Origin of the sequence: Deinococcus metalli (assembly GCF_014201805.1) — a bacterium.
Taxonomy (GTDB): Bacteria; Deinococcota; Deinococci; order Deinococcales; family Deinococcaceae; genus Deinococcus; species Deinococcus metalli.
In genome coordinates this window covers 129,285-149,281 of sequence record NZ_JACHFK010000008.1, presented here as the reverse complement: position 1 = coordinate 149,281, position 19,997 = coordinate 129,285, and the positions used below count along the sequence as shown (strand labels likewise).

The window sequence follows — 19,997 nt, the reverse complement described above, 5'->3', positions numbered from 1 at the left end:
GTCACTTCAGCGCTCCACCGGTGATGCCGCTCACGAGCTGCCGGGAGAACACCACGTACAGGATCACGACCGGCACGATCGCCAGGGTCAGCGCGGCCAGCACGGCGTTGTAGTCGTTCACGAACTGGCCCAGGAACGCGCTCGCGCCCAGCACGACGGTCTTGGTCTTCTCGCCGGGTGCGAGGATCAGCGGGAACCACAGGTCGTTCCAGATGGGAATCATCGAGATCGCCGTGACCGCGCCCAGCGCCGGGCGGATCAGCGGCAGGATCAGGCCGTAGATGCGGTACTCGCTGGCCCCGTCGATGCGGGCGGCCTCCTTCAGGTCGCGGGGCACGCCGCGCATGAACGAGGTGAGCACGAACACCGCGAGCGGAATGCCCTGCGCGGTGTACACCAGGATCAGCGCCCACAGCGTGTTCACGAGGTGCAGGTCCACCATCAGGTTCAGGATGCCCACCGTACCCAGGCGGATCGGCACCATGATGCCGATGCTGAGGTACAGGCCGGTCAGGGTGTTCAGCCGGAAGCGGTATTCGCTGAGGGCAAATGCCGCCATGCTGCTGGTCAGGACGATCAGCAGCAGCGACCCGACCGTGACGGTGAGGCTGTTCAGGAAGAACAGCGCGAAGTTCGCGGAGGTCGCCACGGTGTGGTAGCCGTCCAGCGTGAAGGTCGAGGGCGTCGGCAGCGCGAAGGGGTGCGAGAAGATGCTCAGGCGGTCCTTGAACGAGTTCATGATGATCAGCAGCGTGGGCAGCGTGGCCAGCGCGCTGAACAGGATCAGGCCCAGGTGCGCGAAGACCTGCGTGCTGCGGCCCACCACGGGTTTCTCGGCGCTCGGCGTGGCCGCCGCGCCGCGTACATTGCCCGGCGCGGTCACAGTTCCACCTCGGTCAGGCGGCGCTGCACGGTCACGAGGTACAGCAGCAGCCCGGTCAGGATGATCAGCAGCATCACGCCTGCCACGGCCGCGCCCATGTACGGATCACCGGCCTGGAGCTGGTATCCGAAGAAGGTGCGGTAGAACAGCGTGCCCAGGATGTCCGACGCGAAGTTTGGCCCGGCCAGCGCGCCCTGCACGGAATAGATCAGGTCAAACGCGTTGAAGTTCCCCACGAAGGTCAGCACGCTGACGATGCCCACGGTGGGCAGGATCAGCGGCAGCTGGATCGAGCGGAAGATCCGCCACCCGCCCGCGCCGTCCAGCCGCGCGGCCTCGTACAGCTCCTCCGGGATGCGCACCAGCGCCGCGAGGAACAGCAGCATGGGAATGCCGATGTTCTGCCACACCGAGATCAATCCCAGGGTCGGCAGGGCGCTGCCGGGCAGGCCCAGCCATGGCTGATCGAGAGCCCCCAGATGCAGCGGCTCCAGCAGCGAGCGCTGCACGCCCCACGCGGGGTTCAGGATCAATTTCCACGCGAAGCCGATGATCACCACCGACAGCACGGTCGGTGTGAACAGCAGCGTGCGGTACAGCGCCGAGCCGCGCAGCCGGAAACTGAGCAGCACCGCCAGCAGCAGGCCCACCGGGTTCTGCACCAGCATGTGCAGGGCGAAGAACACCACGTTGTTGCGCACGGCGTTCCACAGCGGCTGCGCGTACAGCTCCGTGCCCAGCAGCCGCTGGTAGTTCGCCAGCCCCACGAAGTGCTCCGGGCTGCCCGGCACCTGCCCCCGCAGCGACAGCCACAGCGACGACAGGATCGGGTAGATCATCACCACCGTGTAGATCAGCACGGCCGGCGCCAGGAACACCACGATGTGCCACGGAAAGGGCCGGCGGACACGGCGGGCGGGATACGTCATTCAGGGCACCTCTGGAGAACGCGCGGTAAGGTTCAGGCCCGGCCCGGAGGACACCGGACTGGGCCTGCCGGGAACGGGCTTACTTGCCTTTCTGCGGCGCGTACCAGCTCGCCAGGTTCTTCTGCACCATGTCCCCGGCGGCCTGCGGCGTCATGGAGCCGTTGAGCACCTGCGCGGAGACGTTCCACAGGTCGTTCTCGTTGTTCGGATTGGCGTTGCGCGACAGGATCTGGTACGAGCTGCGGAAGCTCTTGCCGCACTGCCCGCGCCACTTCAGGAACTCCTGCGCGACCGGGTCCTTGACCGTGTACTTCACGTTCGCCAGCGGGAAGAAGCCCGGCAGGGCGTTGGCGTACAGCGTGGCGAAGGCGTCGGACGCCACCCAGTTCAGGAAGGTCTGCGCCGCTGCCTGGTTCTTGCTGGCCGCGTTGATGCCCATGCCGATGTCCGGATGGTCGTCGATGACGCACTTCTTGCCGTCGATGGAGTACGGCGGGAAGGCCCCGATGTCCAGCTTGGGGTTCATCTGCCGGAACGTGCCGATGTCCCAGCTGCCGGCCGGGTAGACCACGCCGCGGCCCTGCGCGAACATGTTCTGCGCGTCCGGGTACGCCAGCGCCTGATAGCCGCGCGGCAGGAAGGGCGTCCAGCGGGAGAGCGCCTGGAAGGCCTGCAGGAAGCCGCCCTTGTTGTACTGCGCCGCGCCCGAGATCAGGCCCTTGCGCCCGGTCTCGCCGTTCCACAGCGTCGGGCCGATGTTCTGGTAGCCCATGGTGGCGGATTCCCACTGGTCTTTCGTGCCCATGACCAGCGGCTCGTACTTGCCGCCCTGCTTGATCTTGGTCAGGCCCGCCAGGAACTGGGCCTCGGTGGTGGGCACGTTCAGGCCGAGTTCCTTGAACAGCGCCTTGTTGTAGATGAACCCGTGGATCACCGAGGCCATCGGAATGCAGAAGGTGGTCTTGCCGTCGTCGGTCGACCACGCCGCCTTGGCGACGTCGTCGAAGTTCTTCAGCCCGGAGAGGCTGTTCAGGCTGGTGAGCCGCTTGGCGGTGTACAGCTCCAGACTCTTGTCGAAGGGACGGCAGGTGATCAGGTCACCGGCAGTGCCCGCCTTGAGTTTCGCGTCCAGCACAGCGTTGTACTCGGCCGGCGCACTGGGCGAGAACACCACGTGGATGTCCGGGTGCTGCTTCTCGAACGCGGGGATGATCGAGTCGCGCCACGTCTTCAGGTCGTCGTTGCGCCAGCTCTCGATGGTCAGGGTGGTCTTCTGGGCACCGGCGGCCCCGGCGAGCAGCAGCACAGAGAGCGGAATCAGGATCCGTTTCATGGGCAAAGCCTCCTGCGGAAGATGGTCGGACATGCGGCGTGATCGGTAATTGTGCTGAATACGGCTCAGGTATATCCCCCGGCCGGGGGAGTGTCAACATCAACACAATGCCCCCGGCCCTGTGGGGCACCGGGGGCAGGGACGCGGCGAACGTCAGCCGCGCGCCCGTTCGTCCTGCGCGTGGCGGGTGGCGAGTTCGGGATGCCCGGCGTCGATCAGCGCCCTGTCCCGGATGCGGCAGGAATCGCACACCCCGCACGGCTCCGCCCCGCCCTGGTAGCAGCTCCACGTCCACTCGATGGGCACGCCCAGCTCCAGCGCCGCGTTCACGATGTCCGTCTTGCTCATCTCCACCAGCGGCGCGGTCAGGACCGCGCCGTGTCCCTCCAGACCCGCTTTGGTGGCGAGATCAGCCAGTGTCTGGAACGCCGCGAGGTACTCCGGTCGGCAGTCCGGGTAGCCGCTGTAGTCCACGGCGTTAATGCCCAGGTAGATCCGCTCGGCGTCGATGGCCTCGGCCAGACTCAGCCCCACCGCGATGAACACGGTGTTGCGGCCGGGGACATAGGTTGGTGGGATGACGCCCTCCGCCGTTCCCTCCGTGGGCACGGTGATGCTCTCGTCCGTCAGGGCGCTCCCGCCGAACGACCCGATGTTGATGTCGATGACGCGGTGATCTGCGCCGAAATGCTGGGCGATCTTCGCCGCACGTTCCAGCTCCACCGTGTGCCGCTGCCCGTACCGGAACGACAGCGCCATGCACGCGTATCCGTCCCGGATCGCCATCGCCAGCACGGTGCTGGAGTCCAGGCCGCCCGACAGCAGCACCACCGCGCGTTTGTGTGTGTCCGTCATGGTCAGTACCCCAGTTCCAGGTTCCCGCCGAGCGGGATGGGTCGCTTGTCGCTGTGCGCGTCCAGGTCGTCCGCGCGGTACAGCTTGTGCATCTGGTAGCCCGCGCGCAGCCTCGGCGTCGCCTTCACGGCCTCGGTGATGGCGTTCAGCACGTCCGCGTCGCGGTTCCTGGCCCTGCTCCACTCCGGATGCAGCCACACCACCGCGTCGTCCCGCAGCCCCGTCAGCGTGTCCAGCCCGGCCCGGATGTCCCCGAGGTCGTGCACGATGATCTTCACCTCGTCCGCCCGCGCCACCACCGACGCCTCCGGCCACTGGCCGAAGGGTTTGGGCGACAGCGTCACCCAGTCCAGATCGCCCCGCAACGGCGCAATGCCGCTGGTCTCGATGTGGACACGGCGCCCGATGGCGTGCAGCGCGTCCACCAGCGGCGCGAGGTCGAACAGGATCGGCTCGCCGCCCGTGACGACCACGAAGGCGCCCTCCGGGCTTTCCTGCTGCACAACCGACACGAGGTCGGCGGCCGTCATCAGGGTCACGCCATTGGGGCGGTAGTCCCTGTGCCACGTTCCGGCGCTGTCGCACCACGGGCACGCCTGCGGGCAGCCGTACAGCCGGATGAAGTACGCCGCGCGGCCGAGGTGCACGCCCTCACCCTGCCACGTGTAGAAGCGCTCGTAGACCGGGTACTTGAGGCTCACAGGCTCATTCCCAGTACTCGCAGGACGAGTCGGGCGTTTCCCAGAGGGTCACGCGCAGTTTCAGGTCTCCCCCGTCGTCTCCATCCGGCAGGTCCGCCCGCACACGCTCCATCGTCTTGTGGTGGAGATACGCGGCGATCACCTCGGCGGTCGTGTCGTCCCCGAGGTCCGGCACGTCGTTCAGGAACGCGTGGTCGAGGCCGCCGTGCTCGACGTCCTTCTTGGCCCACTTGAGGGTCCTGAAGTCCGCGACCATGATGTTGCGTTTCACGTGCGCGCTGGGGCGCAGCGTCTCGCTGCTGAGTTCCATCCGCACGCGGTAGGTGTGGCCGTGCAGCCGCCCGCACGGCCCGTCGTAGCCCGTGATCACGTGCGCCGAGTCGAAGGTGAACTCGGCGCGCAGGGTCCACGGCACGTCAGGCCCCCCGCTGATCCGGGGCGGTGTACCGCACGGTGCAGATGGTGTTCATGCCGCCGCGCATGCCGTAGTCGCAGCGGATCTCCATGCTCAGTGGATCGAGGAGCGCCACGAGGTCCGCGAGCACCCGCCGGGTGGCGTGCTCGTGGAAGATGCCCACGAAGCGGTAGCTGGTCAGGTAGTACTTCAGGCTCTTGAGTTCCACGCAGTGGTGCCGCGGCAGGTAGCGGATCTCCAGGCGGCCGAAGTCCGGCAGGCCACTCCACGGGCAGATCGGGCTGAACTCGTCGGTGACGATCTCGATCTGCATGGGCTCGCCGGGATACGCCACGGGGTCGTCCTCGCGGACATGCGGGAAGGTGCCCAGCACCTGCACGTCGATGTCGTCCAGGCCGCGCACGTCGTAGCGGCGGTCAAAACCCGGATTCTGCGGGGTGGCGAACTGGGGAGCAGGGGCGGGCTGGGCGGCCGGGGCCACTCCATCGTGAACGTCGGTCATAGTGGCTCTCCTGGCGCGCCGTCCGGTCTGGACGGGCGGGATGACAGCACAGGTCATCCGGTATGGAAGAGTGTTCCGGCCACGCGGGGCGGCCGGAACCCGCGGCCATTATCGGGGCGCGGGCCGGGGGGCGCAAAGGGCCGCCTCACCTTGCTTAGGCGCGGCGCCCCCACCACAGGAACGGGTGGGGGCACCGGCAGCGGGCAGGCTCAGTGACTCTGGAGGTACGGCACCAGGGCCGAGGCCCTGGGACTGCCGACCCCGGTGGTCAGGTCGTAGCCGGTGCTGGCGCTGCACACGCTGCCGCAGGTGCCGTTTGTACCGGATGTGATGTCCGTGTAGTTCGCGCCGGAGTTCGTCGAACCGGTCGCGGCGCTGTAGAAGGGCGACGTGCTGGCGCTGGTGGTGGTCAGGGGACCGGCGCTGCGCCCGGAGTTCACGACGGCGATCAGGGCCGACCACTGCGGCGCGCCGGCGCTGGTGCCGCCGAAGACCAGCCACCCGGAGCTGCCCTGGCTGGGCGTGCTGTCGTACACGGCGACGCCGGTGTTCGGGTCGGCGTTGTAGGCCACGTCGGGGCTGCCGCGCTTGCCGCTGGTGGTCGTGATGCCGTACGCGCTCTGGTAGCCGGGCTCGGTCTCGCTGGTGCTGATGCCGCCGCCGGAGCCGCTCCACACGGTCTCGGCGCCGCTGCGATTTCCACTGGCGTCCAGGGGCAGGTGGGTGCCGCCCACCGCGAGCACGTAGGGGCTGGTGGCGGGGTAGCTGGTGCCGGTGCCGTTGTCGCCGCTGGAGGCGACGAAGCTCACGCCCGGAACGGTGTAGTGCGCGTCGTTGGCGGCGCTACCGGTGTCGCCGCCGCCGTAGCTCATGCTGACCACGCTGGCGTGCCGGGCGGCGTAGTCCACCGCAGCGTTCAGGTTGGTCAGGCTGGCGCTGCTCGCCTCGACCAGCAGGATCTTGGCCTGCGGCGCGATGGCGCACGCCCACTCGACATCCAACGAGATCTCCTGCGCCCAGCCGGCGTTCACGCGCGGGTACCTGGTGCCGCCCGTCTGGTTGACCTTGCTGAGGCTGCACCCGGTGATGCCGTACTGCGTCTTGAACACGCCCAGGTCATTCACGATGGTCGGGTCGTCGTAGGCGTCCACGATGGCGATGGTCTGCCCGGCCCCCTGGGCCGAGAGCGTGTCGAAGCCGTAGGCGTGGCGCATCTGGGCGGGGCTGTACCCGGCGGGCGTGGCGGTCGCCAGAGGGGCGCCGCTGGCGTCCACGACCACCTGCGCGTGGCAGCGGCCCCGGCCGGAGTCAAAGCCGCAGTCGACCGCGCGGACGTTCCGGTGGGCACTGCCCTGGCTCACGCCCTGGGCGGCGAGGTCGCTGGGCGTGGCCGACAGGTTCTGGCCGCACCCGGCCAGCACGAGGCTCGAGGTGAGGGCGAGGAGGACAGTGCGGGACAGCGTCATTGGGCTCCTTGGCGTGCTCGTGGAAACGGCTGGTGATGGCCGCGACTGTAGGCAGCGCTCCTAACGCAGACATGAAACGGGCCGGAAAAAGCGTGTCCAGCAGCGCGGCAGGCCGGTGCGTACCGACTGCCTGGACGCACGTCCCGGGCACGCCGCCCAAGACTTTAAACCTATATAGTTTAGGTCTATACTATCGACATGACGGATTCCTCCCCTCCGACCCGACCCCCGGCCGTGCGCCTGTGGGTCGACCTCGACCGCGTGTACACGGTGCTCAGCCGGCGCGTCACCGCCCGCATGGCCGACTTCGACCTCACCACCCCCCAGTTCCGCGTGCTGCGCCAGCTCTCGGGCCAGCCGCGCAGCCCCGGCGACGTCGCCGAGCGGATCGGCGTCACGCCCGGCAACCTGACCGGCATCATCGACCGGCTGGAACACGACGGCCTGGTGAGGCGCGAACGCGGCGAGGAAGACCGCCGCTCGCTGACGCTGCACCTCACCCCGGCCGGCGAGGAGGTGCTGGGCCGCGTGGTGCCGCAGATGCACGCGCACCTCCAGGGCCTCTTCAGCGCCCTGAGCCCCGACGAGATCACCCAGACCCTCAGCGTGCTGGACAAGCTCGAACGGCACCTGAATGCCAAGGAAGCGGTGAACGCATGAGTACCCTGCACGAGAAATTCAGTTACAAGTGGCTGGCCCTGAGCGTGACCAGCCTGGGCGCGCTGATGGCGTCCATGAACTCCGGCACGCTGATCATCGCGCTGCCCACACTGCTGCGCGACCTGCACACCACCCTGCTCAGCCTGATCTGGATTCTGCTGGCCTACAACGTCACGCAGACGGTGTTCGTCCTGAACGTCGGGCGGCTGTCGGACATGCTGGGCCGCAAACGGCTGTACGTGCTCGGCTTCGGCGTGTTCACGCTGGCCTCGCTGCTGGCGGGCTTCACGGCCCACGTGCCGCTGCTGATCGCGCTGCGGGCGCTGCAGGGCGTGGGCGGGGCGTTCATGCTCGCCAACTCCAGCGCCATCGTCACCGATGCCTTTCCGAAAAAGGAGCTGGGCTTCGCCATCGGGACGAACCAGATGATGGTCGCGGTCGGCGCCATCCTGGGGCCGATCATCGGCGGGGCGCTGACCGCGCTCGGGTGGCAGTGGGTGTTCTGGTTCAACGTGCCGCTGGGCATCCTCGGCACGCTGTGGGCGGCCTTCACGCTGCGTGACCTGGCCAGCAAGCAGGACCGGAACGACGCCTTCGACTGGTGGGGCAACCTGACCTACGCGGCGGGCTTCGCGCTGCTGATGATCGGGCTGTCGCAGGGCGGCATCGAGTCGTGGAACGGCGTCCTGGGGTACCTGGTGGTGGGCGTGGCCGCGCTGGCGCTGTTCACGGTCATCGAGGGCCGCGTGCGGGCACCCATGCTCGACCTGCGGCTGTTCCGCGACCGGGCCTTCACGCTGAACAACGCCACCGTGTTCCTGAACGCCGTGTCGCGCATGGCGCTGACCTTCCTGTTCGTCTTCTACTTCCAGGGCGGCAAGGGCATCGACGCCGTGGTCGCCGGGATCATGCTCGCCCCGGTCGCCGTGGGCCTGCTGATCGCGTCGCCCGTCGCCGGGCGGCTGTCGGACCGCATGGACCCGCGCACCCTGATCCAGTGGGGACTGGTGCTCGGCACGCTGGCGCTGGCCGGCATCGCCGTGAGCCTCAGCCTGAGCACGCCGTACTGGCTGATCGCCGCGCTGATGTTCGTGGCGGGGGTCGGCAACGGCCTGTTCAACTCGCCCAACTCCAGCCTGATCATGGGCAGCGTCGCGCCGGACCGCCGCGGCGTGGCCGCCGGCGTCCGCAGCCTGCTGATGAGCGTGGGCGGCGTGGTCGCCATCATCTTCACCCTCAGCATCGTGGTGAGCGCCGTGCCGCGCGACATCATGCTGCAGGTGTTCAGCGGCCTGAGCAGCACCCTGCCCGCCGCGACCCTGAACCCCTTCATCGACGGGCTGAAGACCGCGTTCTGGATGCTGGCGGGCGTGAGCGCCGTGAGCGCCGCGCTGGCCTACGTGATCCCCGCGCCGCGCCCGGCAGGCGTGACGGCCCAGGCCGCCGACTGACAGCGCTACCCAGATCGGTTGAAGGGAATCCCCTCAATCAATCTGGGGCGAGCGGAGCGAGTCACCGCGACATGCAGCGGTTGGAGTGGGGTTGACGGGGGTGCTGTCGACCCGTCAATGGAACGGAACACCGCTATGATCCCACCAGCACGCAGGGCGGGCCTCTCCGGAGCGCCCGCCCTGCGCCATTCATGACACGACCTGACGGCAATCACCGCTACGCTTGGGGCATGGACGCCCACGCCTTCTACCACTACCTGACCCTCGCCCGCCGCGACCTGTGGGCGGCCCTGCGCGCCGTGCCCGAGGCCGACCTCGCCCGGCCGCTGATCGACACGGACGGCGCGCGGTGCGTCAAGGACCTCGTGGCGCACATCCCGGTCGTGGAGGACGGCTGGTTCCGCGGCGACCTGCTCGGCGTGCCGTTCGTCATGGAGCGCTTCCGTCCCGAGCCCCAGTCTGCCGACGAGTACTGGCACCACCAGGACGAACCGCTCGAGGACCTGCTGGCCTACTGGGAAGCGGTGGAGGCCGACACGCTGGAACGCTGGCCGGCCCTGATGGAGGTCGCGGCCTCCGGGCGCCGCGTGAAGGTGGACGACAGCCGCCCCGAGACCTTCACGGCCGACGAGGCCATGTGGCACGTCATGCAGCACGAGGTGCGGCACAGCGCGCAGATCGTGCTGCTGCTGCGCATGCTCGGGCACCGGCCGCCCTCGCTGGATCTGGTGTTCCTGGTCGCGCACTGACCGGGCGGCCACAGCGAAGGGCGCCTCCGTTGACGCAGCGGAGGCGCCCTTCACAGCTGTGGGTTCAGCCCCCGGCCCCGGCCGGCTCCTTGCTCAGCCGCGCCAGCCAGCGGCGGTGGTAGCCGAGCGGGTTTTCGCTGTCCACGGCCCGGCCGCGCGTGGCAGCGGCCAGCGCGGTCACGTCCGCCTTGGGCGTGCGCGCCAGGGTGGTCAGGCCGTTGATCTCCTGGTAGGTGTCGGTCAACTGCGTGTAGCAGAAGCCCGCCAGCATCCGGCAGTCGTGGATCGTGGCCATCAGCGCCCGGTAGCGCTCCAGGAAGCTGGCCTCATCGCCCGCCTCGCTGTAGCCCCAGCCGGCCGTGCCGTCGGCGTTGTAGGCGATGCCGCCGAACTCGCTGAGGATCACGGGCTTGCCGGCCGGATCGTAGCCGGGCAGGGTCAGGCGCCGGCCCGCCGAGCGGTAGTCCTCCAGCGTGGTGCCCAGCGCGTCCCGCTGCCCGTAGCGCTGGCGCAGCACGTCCGTGTCGGCGGCGTAGTCGTGGATCGTCAGCAGATCGCCCGCCACGTGCTCCCAGCCGTCGTTGCCGATGGCGGGGCGGGTCGTGTCCAGGCTGCGGGTCAGCGAGTACAGCCCCTGCACCAGCGCCCGCTGCTCGGGCCGCAGCGGCAGGTCCGGCACGCCCCAGCTCTCGTTGAACGGCACCCACGCGACGATGCACGGGTGCGAGTAGTCGCGCTCGATGGCCTCCAGCCACGTCTGCGTGAGCTGCGACACGCTCCTCGGCGTGAAGGCGTAGGCGCTGGGCAGTTCCTCCCACACCAGCAGGCCCACGCGGTCGCACCACTCCAGCCACGTGGGGCTCTCGATCTTCTGGTGCTTGCGCACGCCGTTGAAGCCCAGCCGCCGCGCGAGTTCCACGTCGGCGCGCAGTTCCTCGCTGGTGGCGGTCATTCCGCCGTCAGGCCAGTAGCCCTGGTCGAGGGCGAGGTGCAGCGGGTACGGACGGCCGTTCAGCAGGAAATGCCCGCCGTCCAGGCCGACCGAACGCAGCGCCGTGTAGCTGTGTACGCGGTCGTGCGCCGCGCCGTCCGCGCCGCTCACGGTCAGGGCGGCGTCGATCAGCTGCGGGTGTTCGGGCGACCACAGCAGCAGGTCGCGGGCGTCGTCGATGCCGGGATCGGGCAACGACACCGTGCGTGTCACGGTGGTGCCGGTCAGGGCGGAGGACTCGTCCGCCAGCGTCTCGCCGTTCATGCTCAGATTCACGCCGAGGCGGCCGCCCACCGCTTCCTGGGTGACGGTCACGGTCAGCGTGAGGGACAGGGTCGCCACGTCCGGCGTCCAGCGCACGCTCAGCACGCGGGCGGCGGACACGCGCTCCAGCCACACGGTCTGCCAGATGCCGCTGGTGCGCGGGTACCAGATGCCGTGGCCGGTGCCCTCCGGCAGCCAGTCCTGCTTGCCGCGCGGCTGGCCCATGTCGGCGTGGTCGTCGGCGGCGCGCACCTCCACGCGCATGTCCGGGCCGTTCAGGGCGTCCGTGATGTCGAGGGTGAAGGGCGTGTACCCGCCCGCGTGAGCGCCGACGAAGACGCCGTTCACCCACACCTGCGCGTCCCAGTCCACCGCGCCGAAGTGCAGCAGCAGGCGCTCGCCGTCACCGGGCGTATCGGCGGCCTCCAGGGTCAGGTCGCGGCGGTACCACACGACCGGGTGCGGCGCGGGGTCGTTCACGCCGCTGCGGGGCGATTCCGGCGCGTACGGCACGGTGATCTGCCGGTCGAAAGTCACGGCGGCGGGCGTACGGGCGTCCGTGAAGGCGCAGTTCCACGGGCCATTCAGGTCGCGCCACGCGGCGCGTTTCAGCTGGGGTCGGGGGTGGGTCATCGGGGCTCCTTGCAGGGATTCAGCGGGCACTCTCGCGCAGCCACACGCGCATGGGCGTGGGCTCGCGGTTGTCCCACACGGCGTAGGGAATGGCCGTCACGCGGGCGGGGCGGGTGGGTGGGGGCACGTCGGTGTACAGGTCGGCGGTGGTGGCCGTATCGGCCACGGCGTCGCCCTCGATCACGGTGACGCCGCCGAGCAGGTCGGGGTCGAAGCGGGCGCTCAGGGCCGCGCCGCGCGGGACGCTCAGGGCGTGCAGGGCAGCGTCCTGATCCACGCCCTCCACGCAGTACACCAGCGGGCCGTATGCCAGAGACACCAGCCCGGCGTCCTGCGGCACGGCCGGGTGCGCGTACACGCGCCGGGGCACCAGGGGCAGCGTGAGGTCGATGCGGTCGCCGCTGTGCCACTCGCGCGTGAGCACCGCGTAGCCCTGCTGGGGGGTCACGGCCTGCGCCTCGCCGTTCACGCTCAGGGTCGCGCCCTGGGCCCACGCGGGAATCCGCAGGCGCAGCGCGAAGGTCGCGGGGCTGTCCAGCTCCATGCTGAAGTGCACGTCGCCGCGCCACGGGTACGCGCCCTCCTGCGTCAGGGTGAGGGCGTGGCCGGCCACGTCAGCGCTCAGGGTGCTGCCGACATACAGGTTCACGGTGACGTCCTGCGCGCTCACCGCGTACACGTACTCGCCCAGCGACGCCAGCAGCCGCGCGAGGTTCGGCGGGCAGCACGGGCACGCGTGCCACGCCCAGCGGCGGTGCGTGCCGTCGGACTCCAGCGGGTTCTCGTACAGGAAACGGTCGCCGGCCAGCGATACGCCGCTCAGGACGTTGTTGTACAGCGCGCGTTCCATCACGTCCGCGTACTTCGCGTCGCCGGTCAGGGCGGCCATGCGCCGCGCCCAGAACGCGAGGCCCACGGCGGCGCAGGTCTCGGCGTACGCGCTGTCGTTCGGGAGGTCGTAGGGGCGCGTCATGCCCTCGTTGCTCGCGGACGGCCCCAGACCACCCGTGACGTACAGGCTGTGGCGGGTCAGGTCGTCCCACAGCCGCTCGCACGCAGCCCGCAGTCCAGCGTCCCCGTCGGCGGCCGCCAGGTCGGCCATCGCGGCATACAGGTACACGGCGCGCACCGCGTGCCCGACCACCTGCGACTGCTCGCGCACCGGCTGGTGCGCCTGCATGTACTCGTAGGTGCCGGCCCAGAAGTCCTGCGGATTGTCGCCGCGCGCCAGCGCCTCGGTCTCGAAGTAGTTCGGGAACTGCCCGCGCTGGTCGATGAAATACCGCGCGAAGTCCAGGTGCTCCCTGCGTCCGGTCGCGTGGTACAGCCGCAGCAGCGCCAGCTCGATCTCCTCGTGGCCGGGGTAGCCGGGGCGCTGGCCCTGCCCCGTGCCGTACACGCCCGACAGGAAGCGCGCGTAGCGTTCCACCACGTCCAGCAGCGAGGTCTTGCCGGTCGCCTGATAGTGCGTCACCGCCGCCTCGATCAGGTGCCCGGCGTTGTACAGCTCGTGCCAGTCGCGCTCGTTCGTGAGCTTGCGGTCCGGTTCGATGGCCGTGAAGTACGTGTTCATGTACCCGTCCGGCTGCTGGGCGCCCGCGATGCGCGCGATCACGTCGTCGAGCTGCGCGTCCAGCGCGGGGTCCGGGTGCGTGACCAGCGACGCGCTCGCGGCCTCGATCCACTTGGCGACGTCGCTGTCCCACCACATCTGCGGCGTGACGTGGTGCGTCTTGGGAATCGTGATGCCCCGCTCGGCGTAGGCATCCAGGTCGAAGGCGTCCAGCGCCCCGACCTCCTGAAGCTTGCCGTGCAGGACGGGCAGCGTGCACGCGCGGTTGGCCTCCAGGCGCGGCGACCAGAATGCGTCGTGCACGCGCACCTGCGTCAGCGCGGGCGGCAGGGTCAGCGTTCTGGTCATGGTTCCAGCACCACCTTGATGGCGTTGTCCCGGTAGTCCGCGAGCATCTCGAAGGCGGGACGCACCTCCGAGAGCGGCAGCGTGTGCGTCACGATGGCATTCACGTCGATCCGCCCGGAGCGGACGTACTCGATGGCGCGCGGGTAGATGGCGCCCATGCGCCGCGAGAGCTTGATGGTCAGGCCCTTGCGCCGCACGTGCGAGCCGGTCAGCGTGAACTCGTCTCCGTCGGGAATGCCCACCAGGATGACCTTTCCGCCGATACGGGCGGCCTCGGTGGCGTGGCGCGGCCCCAGCGGACTGGTGGTGGCCTCGACCACCACGTCCGCGCCGCGCGTCGGCGTGTTCTGCACCGCCGCGAGGTAGCTGGGCACGTCCGTGTACACGGCGGTCGCGCCGAGTTCGAGCGCCTTGTCGCGGCGGTACGCCAGCGGGTCGATCACACTCAGGGTGAGCGCGCCGCTGATCCGCGCCAGCATCAGCACGTACAGGCCGATGGTGCCGGCGCCCAGGATGGCGAGGTTCGTGCCGGGCCGCAGCTTCGCCAGGTCCAGGGCATGCATGGCGACGCCCAGGGGTTCGAGCAGCGCCGCCTGCGCAGCCGTGAAGCCCTCGGGCACAGGGAACACCGTGCTGGCCGGCACCGCGATGTACTGGGCCATCGCGCCCGCGTAGGGCGGCGCGCCCACGAAGATCATGTTCGGGCACAGGTGGTGGTTGCCCTCGTGGCACCAGAAACAGTGCCCGCACGGCTGAGCGGGATCGACCGCGACCAGCGTGGCGTCACTCAATCCGTGCGCCTCACCGCTGCCCTCCACGACCGTGCCCGCGAATTCGTGGCCGGGCGTGAAGGCCCCGGTCACGACCGCCGAGCCGATCTTGCCCTCGTGCCAGTAGTGCAGGTCAGATCCGCAGATGGAGTTCGCGCCCACCCGGATCAGCACGTCGTTCGGGCCGGGCACCGGCTTGGGAATCTCCCCAAGTTCGATGTGGTGGTCGCCGCGCATGATGGCGGCGGTCTGGCTAGTCACTTCAGTTCCCTCCGTTCGGCAGCGCGCCCAGGTCGGGCCAGCCGTCCGCGTCCCAGTTCAGGCGGGCGGTCTGGAAGTGGCTCACGCCGTTCTCGTTGCCGTCGTAGTAGTGGTACACGAGGCGCTGCTCGGCACCGTCGGTGTAGACCTCCTGCCCACCGGGGCCGATGTAGCGGCCCTTGCTGGCCTGCACCTGCGTGCCGCCGCCCTGCATCATCGGCACGCCCTCGCGGTCCACATACGGCCCGGTGATGGCCGTGGAGCGGCCGACCATGATGCGGTACGTGCTGTCCACGCCCGCGCAGCAGCGGTCGAAGGACACGAACAGGTAGAAGTATCTGCCGTGCTGCACCAGCGTGGCGGCCTCGACCGCTCCGCCCCCGCGCGACGCGAGGTCGTACTGCCGCGTTCCCTTCAGCTTGCCGCTCACGGGATCGAGTTCGCGCAGCTTGATGCCGGTCCAGTACGAGCCAAAGACCATCCACGCCCGGCCATCCGGCGCGTCGAGGCGATACGGATCGATGGCGTTGAAGGAATCGGACTTCTTGGTGGTGAGCACCGGGCCGCGGTCCACCCAGCCGCGCTCCGGGTGCGCCGGGTCGAGCTTGGCGTTCGTATACAGGCCGATCACGCTGGTGTTCTCGCCGAACACCGACGCCGCGTAGTACAGGTACGTCACGCCGCCGTGCGTGGAGAGCGTGGGCGCCCACAGGTTCGGGGGCTGCGTGCCGATCTGGTCATAGATCCACTCGGGGATGCTCACGCCCAGCGTGCCCGCGTCCGTCCACGTGACGCCGTCGGGCGACGTGCGCAGCCGCAGCGTGCCGCCGTCCACGTTCTCGAGGCCGGTGCCCATCGCCACGTAGCGGGACCCGACCTTCAGGAGCGTGGGGTCGTGGAGTTGCGTGTTGCCCTTCAGGGCGGGTTGCACGGGCGGGCCGCCGCCGCCGGCCAGCGCCGCCGAGGTCAGCAGCGCCGCCATCAGCATCCGGGCGCGCATCACGCCCTCAGGCCGTGGGCCAGCACGTAGTACAGGTCGTTCAGGCGAAGGCCCTCGCGGAAGGAGCGCAGTTCGGTCCCCGCGTCGATGATCGCCAGTTCCACGCCGGCCATCGCGGCGAAATCCTCGATCATCTCGGTGGTCACCGCGGTCGAGTACCCGGTGTGGTGGGCGCCGCCCGCGTAGATCCACGCGGCGCACGCGGTCTTGAAGTCTGGCCGGCACTCCCACACCGCCCGCGCGACCGGCAGTTTCGGCAGCGCCGGGTGCTCCACCGAGTCCACCTCGTTCACGATGAAGCGGAAGCGGTTCCCGAGATCGACCAGCGAGACGTTGATGGCCGCGCCCGTCTGGGCGTCGAACACCAGCCGCACCGGGTCCTCCTTGCCGCCGATGCCGAGCGGATGCACTTCCAGGCGCGGTTTACCCTCCGCAATGGTCGGGCAGACTTCCAGCATGTGCGAGCCCAGCACCTGGTGCTTGCCGGGTGCGAGGTGGTAGGTGTAGTCCTCCATGAAGCTGGTGCCGCCGGGCAGGCCGTGGGCCATCACCTTCATGGCGCGCACCAGTGCCGGCGTCTTCCAGTCGCCCTCGCCGCCGAAGCCGTAGCCCTCGGCCATCAGGCGCTGCGTGGCGAGGCCCGGGAGCTGCTTGAGGCCGTGCAGGTCCTCGAAGGAATCGGTGAAGCCCCGGTAACCGCCCTCGGACAGGAACGTCCGCATGCCGGCCTCGATGCGCGCGCCGTCCAGCAGCGACTGGTGCCGCTCGCCGCCGGGACGGAGTTCCTCGGCCACGTCGTATTCCTTCAGGTACGTGTCGATCAGCGCCTGGACATCCTCGTCCGTGGCGGCGTTGATCTTCTCGGCCAGGTCGCCGATGCCGTGGGTGTTCACGGAGAAGCCGAACTTCATCTCGGCGCTGACCTTGTCGCCGTCCGTCACGGCCACGTAGCGCATGTTGTCGCCGAAGCGCACGAACTTCGCGCCCTGCCAGTCGTGCCACGCCCACGCGGCGCGCGTCCACGCGCCCAGGCGGGCGTGCACGTCCTCGTCACTCCAGTGGCCCACCACGACCTTGCGCTCCAGGCGCAATCTGGTGTGCAGGAACCCGGCCTCGCGGTCGCCGTGCGCCGACTGGTTGAGGTTCATGTAGTCCATGTCGATGCTGTCCCACGGCAGGTCGCGCTCGAACTGCGTGTGCAGGTGCACGAAGGGCTTGCGCAGGCTGCCCAGGCCGCCGATCCACATCTTCGCGGGACTGAAGGTGTGCATCCACAGGATCAGGCCCGCGCACTCGGGGTCGGCGTCCGCCTGGCGGCACAGCGCGCGGATCTCCTCGGGCGTGGTCATCACGCCCTTGGCGACGATCTTCAGCGGAATGTCGCCGCTGGCGTCCAGCGCGGCGGCGATCTGCCGCGCATGATCCGCGACCTGCGCGAGGGGTTCCGGGCCGTACAGGTGCTGCGAGCCGCACACGAACCACAGTGAGGGGGTATCGAGATGGATCATTCGTGGCGCTCCTTTGGTCGGTGGGCGGCCCGCAGACGCATCAGCGCTGGCCGTACACGTTGGTATAGCGGTCGTAGAGTTTGTCGATGTCGGCGGGGTCGAGGGTCTTGACGGGCGTGCCCAGGCTCGCGGCGAGCTGCACCGCCAGGAACACGCTGCGGGCCACGTCTTCCGCCATCACGGCGGCCTTGAGCGCCGCTTTGGGCGTGGGGCCGATGGTGAACACCCCGTGGCTCTGGAGGATGATCGCGGGCGAGCGGTGGCCGGTCAGCACCCGCACGACCTCCGCGCCGATCTGCTCGCCGCCGATCAGGGCAAAGCCGCCGCAGGGAATCGGGCCTCCGAACTCGTCGGCCATGGCGGTCAGGAGGCAGGGAATCTCGCGTCCCTGCGCGGCCCACGCGGTCGCGTAGGGGCTGTGCGTGTGCACGACGGCGCCCACGTGCGGCAGGTGGCGGTAGATGTACGCGTGCGTGGCGGTGTCCGAGGACGGGCTGTGCGTGCCCTCCAGCACGTTCGCGTCCAGATCGGTCAGCACCATGCTCTCGGGCGTGAGGTTCTCGAAGGTCACGCCGCTGGGCTTGATCAGCATGCCGCCGTCCACGCGGGCGCTGATGTTGCCGCTCGTCCACGTGACCAGACCGTTCTTCGGCAGTTCCAGATGGAGCGCCGTCAGGTCGCGGCGCACCTCAGGGTGGGACAGAGACGTCATTCGGCCCTCCGGCGCGCCCGCAGGCGGTGCATGACCTCGTTCGCGCCGCGCCCGAAGTAGTCGTGCAGCGTGCGGTACTCCCCGTACAGCTCGGTGTACACGGCCTGCGCCTCCGGGTTCGGGGTGTAGACGTTGCGGCTCACCTGCCCCATGGCCCGGGCCGCCTCGAAGATGTCCGGGTAGATCCCGGCGGCGACCGCCGCGTGGATCGCGCTGCCCAGGGCCGGCCCCTGCTCCGCGTCCAGCACGCTCAGGGGGCGGCCGGTCACGTCGGCGTAGATCTGCATCAGCAGGCGGTTCTTCTTCAGGCCGCCGGCGATGACCAGCTCGTGCACCGGCACGCCGCTCTGCTCGAAGGTCTCGATGATCAGCCGCGTGCCGTACGCGGTCGCCTCAATCAGCGCGCGGTAGATGTCGGGCGCGCGGGTGCCCATGGTCAGGCCCACGATCATGCCGCTGAGTTCGGCGTCCACCAGCACGCTGCGGTTGCCATTGATCCAGTCCAGCGCGACCAGGCCGTGTTCGCCCGGCGCCTGCTTCGCGGCCTCGCGTTCCAGCAGGGCGTGGATGTTCAGGCCCTCCTGCTCGGCCTGCGCGTAGTACTCGGCGGGCACGGCATTCCTGACGAACCACGCGAAGATGTCGCCCACGCCGCTCTGCCCGGCCTCGTAGCCGTACAGGCCCGGCACCACGCCGCCCGGCACCACGCCGCACATGCCCGGCACCTCGCGCAGCTGCTCGTCCACCATCACGTGGCACGTGCTGGTGCCCATGATCGCCACCAGGCGGCCGGGTTCGGTCACGCCGGCGGCGGGCAAGGTCACGTGCGCGTCCACGTTCGCCACGGCGACGGGAATGCCGGCGTTCAGGCCAGTCCAGCCGGCGGCCTCGTCGGTCAGGTGGCCGGCGACGCCGCCCAGCGGGCTGAGCTGCTGGCCCAGGCGGGTCTGCGCGAAGTCCGCGAACTCCGGGTTCAGCGCGCCCAGGTACTCGGCGCTGGGGTAGTGGCCGTCCTGGTAGATGGCCTTGTAGCCGGCGGTACACGCGTTGCGCGTCTCCACGCCGGTCAGGCGCCACACCACCCAGTCGGCCGCCTCGATGAAGCGCTCGGTGGCAGCGTAGGTGTCGGGGTCCTCTTCCAGAATCTGGAGGGCCTTGGCGAACAGCCACTCGGAGCTGATCTTGCCGCCGTAGCGCGCGAGCCAGCCCTCGCCGCGCTGCTCGGCCACGGCGTTGATGCGGTCGGCCTGCGGCTGCGCGGCGTGGTGTTTCCACAGTTTCACCCATGCGTGCGGGCGCGCGGCGTACTCGGGCAGCAGGGCCAGCGGCGTGCCGTCGGCGCGGGTGGGGAGCACGGTGCACGCGGTGAAGTCCACGGCGAGGCCCGCGACGTCGTCGGCGCTCACGCCGGACTGGCGCAGGGCGGCGGGCACGGCCTGCTGGAACACGTCGAGGTAGTCCTGCGGGTGCTGGAGCGCCCAGTCCTTGCCGAGGGGCGTGCCGTCCGGCAGGGCGGCGTCCATCACGGCGTGCGCGTAGGGCGTGACGCCCTCGCCGACGACCTGACCGTCCGAGGTGCGGACGACGACGGCGCGGCCGGATTCGCTGCCGAAATCGACGCCGATGGTGTACGTGTCGGCCATGAGGCCTCCTGTGGGGCTGAGTGGAGTGGGCCGCGGCCGTGGGGGCCGCTCGGGCGCGGGTCCGGCCGCGTTCGGCCGGGGAGATGCTTGACTGTGAACGATCACAATGTATGATGAGTCGTCCGTATCTGTCAACGCAATCCGGGCCGGGCGTCCGTGCCCAGCCCCCCCGCTCCACCCGGTTTCCGTCCGTCCACCACGCATTTCGCGATCCGTGACGCCCGCGCCGCCCGCGTGCCGGGTGCCGCCCGCCGAAACCCGAGGAGGTGCCCCGAGCGACCCGCTCCCTGACCAGATCCTCAGTCCTGCTCCGCACCTGCCCCGAGCTGCACCGGGAGCCCTCCTTCCCT

Annotated in this window: 18 protein-coding genes; 3 read left to right on the top strand and 15 right to left on the bottom strand. The window is 69.6% G+C overall.

The features are described 5' to 3' along the window. Position 1: 1 nt before the first annotated feature. The 8 genes from HNQ07_RS15870 to HNQ07_RS15835 all read right to left on the bottom strand — a co-directional run bounded on the left by HNQ07_RS15870 (position 2) and on the right by HNQ07_RS15835 (position 7,084). Positions 2-883, bottom strand: coding sequence for a carbohydrate ABC transporter permease (locus HNQ07_RS15870; protein ID WP_184113529.1), 882 nt, complete (start codon positions 881-883; stop codon positions 2-4). Next, a complete protein-coding gene (locus tag HNQ07_RS15865) occupies positions 880-1,812 on the bottom strand; it encodes a carbohydrate ABC transporter permease (protein WP_184113527.1) in 933 nt (310 codons plus the stop codon). Before HNQ07_RS15865 ends, HNQ07_RS15870 begins: the two co-directional genes overlap by 4 nt. 79 nt (positions 1,813-1,891) lie before the next feature. Continuing rightward, positions 1,892-3,145 (bottom strand): ABC transporter substrate-binding protein, encoded by a 1,254-nt coding sequence (locus tag HNQ07_RS15860; RefSeq protein WP_184113525.1) that lies wholly within the window; start codon positions 3,143-3,145, stop codon positions 1,892-1,894. A 153-nt stretch (positions 3,146-3,298) separates the two neighbouring features. Beyond that, a complete protein-coding gene (gene queC / locus HNQ07_RS15855; RefSeq protein ID WP_184113523.1) occupies positions 3,299-4,000 on the bottom strand; it encodes a 7-cyano-7-deazaguanine synthase QueC in 702 nt (233 codons plus the stop codon). Between the two features lie 2 nt (positions 4,001-4,002). Next, positions 4,003-4,701, bottom strand: a complete 699-nt coding sequence (locus HNQ07_RS15850) for a 7-carboxy-7-deazaguanine synthase QueE (RefSeq protein ID WP_184113522.1) — start codon at positions 4,699-4,701, stop codon at positions 4,003-4,005. A 4-nt stretch (positions 4,702-4,705) separates the two neighbouring features. Then, positions 4,706-5,116: a 6-pyruvoyl trahydropterin synthase family protein gene (locus HNQ07_RS15845; RefSeq protein WP_184113519.1), complete on the bottom strand. Its 411-nt coding sequence runs from the start codon at positions 5,114-5,116 to the stop codon at positions 4,706-4,708. Position 5,117: 1 nt separating this feature from the next. Then, complete coding sequence (gene queF / locus HNQ07_RS15840; protein ID WP_184113517.1) at positions 5,118-5,618, bottom strand: preQ(1) synthase; 501 nt, start codon at positions 5,616-5,618, stop codon at positions 5,118-5,120. Between the two features lie 209 nt (positions 5,619-5,827). Continuing rightward, positions 5,828-7,084 carry a S53 family peptidase gene (locus HNQ07_RS15835; protein ID WP_184113515.1) on the bottom strand — a complete coding sequence of 419 codons (1,257 nt, stop codon included), beginning with the start codon at positions 7,082-7,084 and terminating at the stop codon, positions 5,828-5,830. Positions 7,085-7,282: 198 nt separating this feature from the next. On the opposite strand from HNQ07_RS15835, the gene HNQ07_RS15830 reads away from it, so the two are divergent. The 3 genes from HNQ07_RS15830 to HNQ07_RS15820 all read left to right on the top strand — a co-directional run bounded on the left by HNQ07_RS15830 (position 7,283) and on the right by HNQ07_RS15820 (position 9,944). Beyond that, the gene (locus tag HNQ07_RS15830; protein ID WP_184113512.1) at positions 7,283-7,744 is read left to right on the top strand and encodes a MarR family winged helix-turn-helix transcriptional regulator; all 462 of its coding nucleotides are present in this window, start codon (positions 7,283-7,285) and stop codon (positions 7,742-7,744) included. Further along, positions 7,741-9,195 (top strand): MFS transporter, encoded by a 1,455-nt coding sequence (locus HNQ07_RS15825; RefSeq protein WP_184113511.1) that lies wholly within the window; start codon positions 7,741-7,743, stop codon positions 9,193-9,195. The genes HNQ07_RS15830 and HNQ07_RS15825 overlap by 4 nt, the downstream gene beginning before the upstream one ends. A gap of 230 nt (positions 9,196-9,425) precedes the next feature. Next, complete coding sequence (locus tag HNQ07_RS15820; RefSeq protein WP_184113510.1) at positions 9,426-9,944, top strand: DinB family protein; 519 nt, start codon at positions 9,426-9,428, stop codon at positions 9,942-9,944. 64 nt (positions 9,945-10,008) lie between these two features. Here HNQ07_RS15820 and HNQ07_RS15815 read toward each other — a convergent pair whose 3' ends face one another. The 7 genes from HNQ07_RS15815 to HNQ07_RS15785 are packed head-to-tail and all read right to left on the bottom strand — an operon-like array spanning position 10,009 to position 19,647. Beyond that, complete coding sequence (locus HNQ07_RS15815) at positions 10,009-11,832, bottom strand: glycoside hydrolase family 2 TIM barrel-domain containing protein (RefSeq protein ID WP_184113509.1); 1,824 nt, start codon at positions 11,830-11,832, stop codon at positions 10,009-10,011. Positions 11,833-11,851: 19 nt separating this feature from the next. Then, positions 11,852-13,753 (bottom strand): glycoside hydrolase family 127 protein, encoded by a 1,902-nt coding sequence (locus HNQ07_RS15810; protein WP_184113508.1) that lies wholly within the window; start codon positions 13,751-13,753, stop codon positions 11,852-11,854. Then, positions 13,750-14,784 carry a zinc-dependent alcohol dehydrogenase gene (locus HNQ07_RS15805; protein ID WP_184113507.1) on the bottom strand — a complete coding sequence of 345 codons (1,035 nt, stop codon included), beginning with the start codon at positions 14,782-14,784 and terminating at the stop codon, positions 13,750-13,752. The genes HNQ07_RS15810 and HNQ07_RS15805 overlap by 4 nt, the downstream gene beginning before the upstream one ends. 1 nt (position 14,785) lies before the next feature. Continuing rightward, positions 14,786-15,784, bottom strand: a complete 999-nt coding sequence (locus HNQ07_RS15800; RefSeq protein WP_229832090.1) for an arabinan endo-1,5-alpha-L-arabinosidase — start codon at positions 15,782-15,784, stop codon at positions 14,786-14,788. Further along, positions 15,784-17,292 carry an L-arabinose isomerase gene (gene araA, locus HNQ07_RS15795; protein WP_184113506.1) on the bottom strand — a complete coding sequence of 503 codons (1,509 nt, stop codon included), beginning with the start codon at positions 17,290-17,292 and terminating at the stop codon, positions 15,784-15,786. The genes HNQ07_RS15800 and araA overlap by 1 nt, the downstream gene beginning before the upstream one ends. 40 nt (positions 17,293-17,332) lie before the next feature. Beyond that, positions 17,333-18,004 (bottom strand): L-ribulose-5-phosphate 4-epimerase, encoded by a 672-nt coding sequence (locus HNQ07_RS15790; RefSeq protein ID WP_184113504.1) that lies wholly within the window; start codon positions 18,002-18,004, stop codon positions 17,333-17,335. Beyond that, entirely contained in the window at positions 18,001-19,647 is a 1,647-nt protein-coding gene (locus tag HNQ07_RS15785) for a ribulokinase (protein WP_184113502.1), read from the bottom strand. Before HNQ07_RS15785 ends, HNQ07_RS15790 begins: the two co-directional genes overlap by 4 nt. Between the last annotated feature and the right edge of the window lie 350 nt (positions 19,648-19,997).